This window comes from Streptomyces sp. NPDC059564, from assembly GCF_042735575.1.
In the GTDB taxonomy this organism is placed as follows: domain Bacteria; phylum Actinomycetota; class Actinomycetes; order Streptomycetales; family Streptomycetaceae; genus Streptomyces.
The window spans coordinates 1-3,838 of sequence record NZ_JBHWBP010000522.1; the positions used below are offsets into that span (position 1 = coordinate 1).

Genomic DNA, 3,838 nt, shown 5'->3' on the forward strand with positions numbered 1-3,838 from the left:
TGGACCAGCCGGAGGAGACCCCGTCGTACTGCCCCGCACCGGCCGCGCCCGCCGGGCGGGTGCCCGGGCCGCCGTTCGCGGACTGCCTGGAGTGCGGCAAGCCCACCGAGTACGGGGTCGCGACCCCGGGCGTGGTGCTGTGCCCGGTGTGCGAGTGGCAGGAAGCGCAGCGCACCGCCTGCTCCGGCTGAACCGTTTCTTCTGCTCCCGCGCCTACTTCCCCATCAGCTCCGACACCTTCACGAAGCGGTAGCCGCGCTTGCGCAGCTCCGGGACGATCTGCCGGATCGCCTCCTCGGTGACCGGGGCCGCGCTGCGCGTGCAGTGCATGACCACCACCGAGCCGGGCTTCACCCCGGCCAGGACGTCCTGCGCCACCGCGTCGGGATCCTTCGCGAAGGCGTCCCCGCTGACCACGTCCCACTGCACCGCGGTGACCTTGGCGGGGGCCAGGGCCCGCAGCGCCCCGTCGTCGTAGCAGCCGCCCGGGAAGCGGAAGTAGGGCACCGTGTTGACCGCGCCCGCCTTCCTGAACGCCGCGAAGGCCTGCTCCACGTCGGCCCGGGCGGCGTCGGCGTCGAGCGCGGGGAGCCCGTAGCAGGGGGACTTGAAGGCGTGGTGGCTGTAGGAGTGGTTCGCGATCTCGAAGTTCGGATCGGTGCCGATGGACTTCGCCTGGTCCGGGTACTCCTCCGCCCAGCGGCCCGTCATGAAGACCGTGGACGGGACCTGGAGGCGGCGCAGGGTGGAGATCAGTTCGGGGTTGTCGAAGTGTTCCCCGGAGGCGGCCCGCGGGCCCTGGTCCGAGGTCATGTCGGCGTCGAAGGTGAGGGCGACGGTCTTGTCGGCCCGCTGGCGCGTGCGTTCGAAGACGGGGGTCAGGCCGTTCGGGCCGGGGGCCAGGGTCGGGACCCTGTTCGGCGCACCGGGCAGCGGGGACGCGGGGGAGGAGGGGGACGCCGGTCCGGGCGGGGACGCGGCGGCCGGGCCCGAGGCCGCGGGGGTGCCCATACGGGCCTGACCGCCGCCCTGCGGAGCGCCGGAGCCGCCCCCGCATCCCACGAGGGCGGCACCGAGTGCGGCCACGGCCGCCACTTTGCGTACAGAAAGGGTCACGTACGCAAAATATATGACTATGTGGCAAGCAGACGTTTACGGCACTCCTGGACGTCGAAGTCGGCCGGCGGATAGGCCGGACCGATGTCCTCCAGATGCTCCAGCAGGAGCTTGCTGATGGCCCAGTTGCGGTACCACTTGCGGTCGGCGGGGACCACGTACCAGGGCGCGGAGTCCGTGGAGCAGCGCTCCAGCGCCAGCTCGTAGGCCTGCTGGTACGCGGGCCACGCGCCGCGCTCGTCGATGTCCCCGGGGTTGAACTTCCAGTGCTTGTCGGGGTTGTCGAGCCGCTCCAGGAGCCGCTCGCGCTGCTCCTCGTAGCCGATGTGGAGGAAGACCTTGACGACCGTGACGCCGTCGTCGGCGAGGGACTTCTCGAACCGGTTGATCTGCGCGTAGCGGCGGCCCAGCTGGCTGCGCGGGACCAGTTCGCGGACCCGGGCGATGAGGACGTCCTCGTAGTGCGAGCGGTCGAAGATGCCGATCTCGCCCGGCTGGGGGAGGGCCTTCATGATCCGCCAGAGGAAAGGGTGGTTCTGCTCCTCCGGGGTGGGCGCCTTGAAGGCCTGGATCCGGCAGCCCGAGGGGTTGAACAGACCGATCACGTGCTTGACGGTGCCGCCCTTGCCGCTGGTGTCCATGCCCTGGAGGACGAGCAGGATCCGGCGGCGGTCTCCGGCGGTGCTGGCCGCGTAGAGCCGCTCCTGGAGGGAGGCCAGCCGCTCGGCCATCCGCGCGGTGGCCGCGACCCCGGCCGCCTTGTCGGAGGGGCCGGCGGGGACGGCGTCGGGGTGCAGGGCGGCGAGGTCGACCCGCTCACCGGGCGGAACCCGCAGCAGCGGGCGCAGCGGGGCACCCTGCTCGCCCTTGCGGACGGCCTTGGCGGGCTTGGCGGCCTTGGGCGGCTTGGCCTTGGGCCGTTTCTTCTCGCTCTTGCTGCTCTTGGTCTTGTCGGCCACCGCTGCCTGCCCCCATCCCGTCGCTCCGTCCGATCTTCCAGCACACCGGACGCGACCGCGAGGTGGCGAAGGGCCGCAGGGGCAGGGCCGAACGTCACCGCACCGGGCCCTCGCGGCGTACGCGCGGGGCCCGGTGGAGGTGGCGGGGCGCAGATCAGACGAGCTCGGCGCTCAGGGTGATCGTCGTGCCCGTCAGCGCCTGGCTGACCGGGCAGTTCTTCTTGGCGTCCTCGGCCGCGGCGGCGAAGCCCTCGGCGTCCAGGCCGGGGACCTCGGCGCGCACGGTCAGGTGGATGCCGGTGATGCCCTCACCGGGCTGGAAGGTCACATCGGCCTTGGTCTCCACCCGGGTGGGAGGGGTCCCCGCACCGTCGAGGCCGTGCGAGAGCGCCATCGAGTAGCAGCTGGAGTGCGCGGCGGCGATCAGCTCTTCCGGGCTGGTCTTGCCGTTCGCGGCCTCGGCGCGCGAGGGCCAGGAGACGTCGAACGAACCCCGCCCCGAGGAGTCGAGGGAGACGACGCCGGAGCCCTTGAGCAGGTTGCCTTCCCAGACGGTGTGGGACGAGCGCGTGGTGGCCATGGTGGATCCCTTCGCAGAAGTGGAAACGGCCGGGCCGCAGAAGCGCCCGGCCGTGCCAAACCTACTGGGACACCAGGGGTTTCGCGTCGCGGGCGAGCGCGGTGAGCCGGGATATGGCTCGGAAGTACTTCTTCCGATATCCCCCGTTGAGCATTTCTTCACTGAACAGCCGGTCGAACGGGACCCCGGAGGCCAGCACCGGCACTTCGCGGTCGTACAGCCGGTCGGCCAGCACCACCAGGCGCAGCGCGGTGGACTGGTCCGGGACCGGGCCGACGTCGGTGAGGCAGACCGCCGCTATGCCGTCGGTGAGCGCCCCGTAACGGCTCGGGTGGACCCTCGCCAGGTGCTCCAGGAGCCCCGGGAAGTCGTCGAGGCTCGCGCCCGGGGTCCCGTACGCGGCCTTCGCGACCTGCTCGTCGGTGAACGGGGCCGGGGCCTCGGGCAGGCCGCGGTGGCGGTAGTCCTGGCCGTCGATGCGCAGCGGGCGGAAGTGCGCCGACAGCCCCTGGATCTCCCGCAGGAAGTCGGCGGCGGCGAAACGGCCCTCGCCGAGCTTGCCGGGCAGCGTGTTGGAGGTGGCGGCCAGCGCCACGCCCTGCTCGACGAGCCGGCTGAGCAGGGAGGACACGAGCACGGTGTCGCCCGGGTCGTCGAGCTCGAACTCGTCGATGCACAGCAGCCGGTGCCCGCCCAGGGTCTGCACGGTCTGCTGGAAGCCCAGCGCGCCGACCAGGTTGGTGAGCTCCACGAAGGTGCCGAAGGCCTTGAGCGCGGGCTCGGCCGGGGTGGCGTGCCACAGGGAGGCGAGCAGGTGCGTCTTGCCGACGCCGTAGCCGCCGTCGAGGTACACCCCGCGCGGGCCGGGGGCCGGTGCGGCGGGCTTCTTCGAGAACCAGCGCCGCTTGCCGGCGCCGCTGGCGTGCGCGCCGCCCAGTCCGGCCGCGAAGCCGCTGAGCACGGTGACGGCCTCGGACTGGCTGGGCTGCGCCGGGTCCGGGTCGTAGGTGTCGAAGCGCACCGAGTCGAAACGCGGCGGCGGCACCATCTCGGCCACCAGCCGTTCGGCGGGCACGCGCGGTTCGCGGGCGCACAGGGCCAGCGGGCCCGCGTCGGCTATCGGGGGCTGCCCCGAGGGGGCAGAACCGGAGGTCGAGAGTGAAGTTGACACAGCCCTTAACTC

General features: G+C 72.3%; 5 protein-coding genes. 1 reads left to right on the plus strand and 4 read right to left on the minus strand.

The features are described 5' to 3' along the window. Positions 1–191 (plus strand): hypothetical protein (locus tag ACFV0Q_RS39405; RefSeq protein WP_385012645.1); only part of this gene is annotated, 191 nt, incomplete at its 5' end. A 22-nt stretch (positions 192–213) separates the two neighbouring features. Here ACFV0Q_RS39405 and ACFV0Q_RS39410 read toward each other — a convergent pair. The 4 genes from ACFV0Q_RS39410 to zapE all read right to left on the minus strand — a co-directional run bounded on the left by ACFV0Q_RS39410 (position 214) and on the right by zapE (position 3,826). Beyond that, on the minus strand, positions 214–1,116 hold the full coding sequence (locus ACFV0Q_RS39410) for a polysaccharide deacetylase family protein (protein WP_385012647.1): 903 nt from the start codon (positions 1,114–1,116) through the stop codon (positions 214–216). Between the two features lie 17 nt (positions 1,117–1,133). Beyond that, positions 1,134–1,964 (minus strand): PPK2 family polyphosphate kinase, encoded by an 831-nt coding sequence (locus tag ACFV0Q_RS39415; protein ID WP_385012651.1) that lies wholly within the window; start codon positions 1,962–1,964, stop codon positions 1,134–1,136. 265 nt (positions 1,965–2,229) lie between these two features. Continuing rightward, complete coding sequence (locus tag ACFV0Q_RS39420) at positions 2,230–2,655, minus strand: OsmC family protein (protein WP_385012649.1); 426 nt, start codon at positions 2,653–2,655, stop codon at positions 2,230–2,232. 61 nt (positions 2,656–2,716) lie between these two features. Further along, entirely contained in the window at positions 2,717–3,826 is a 1,110-nt protein-coding gene (gene zapE, locus ACFV0Q_RS39425) for a cell division protein ZapE (protein ID WP_385012653.1), read from the minus strand. Positions 3,827–3,838: the final 12 nt, after the last annotated feature.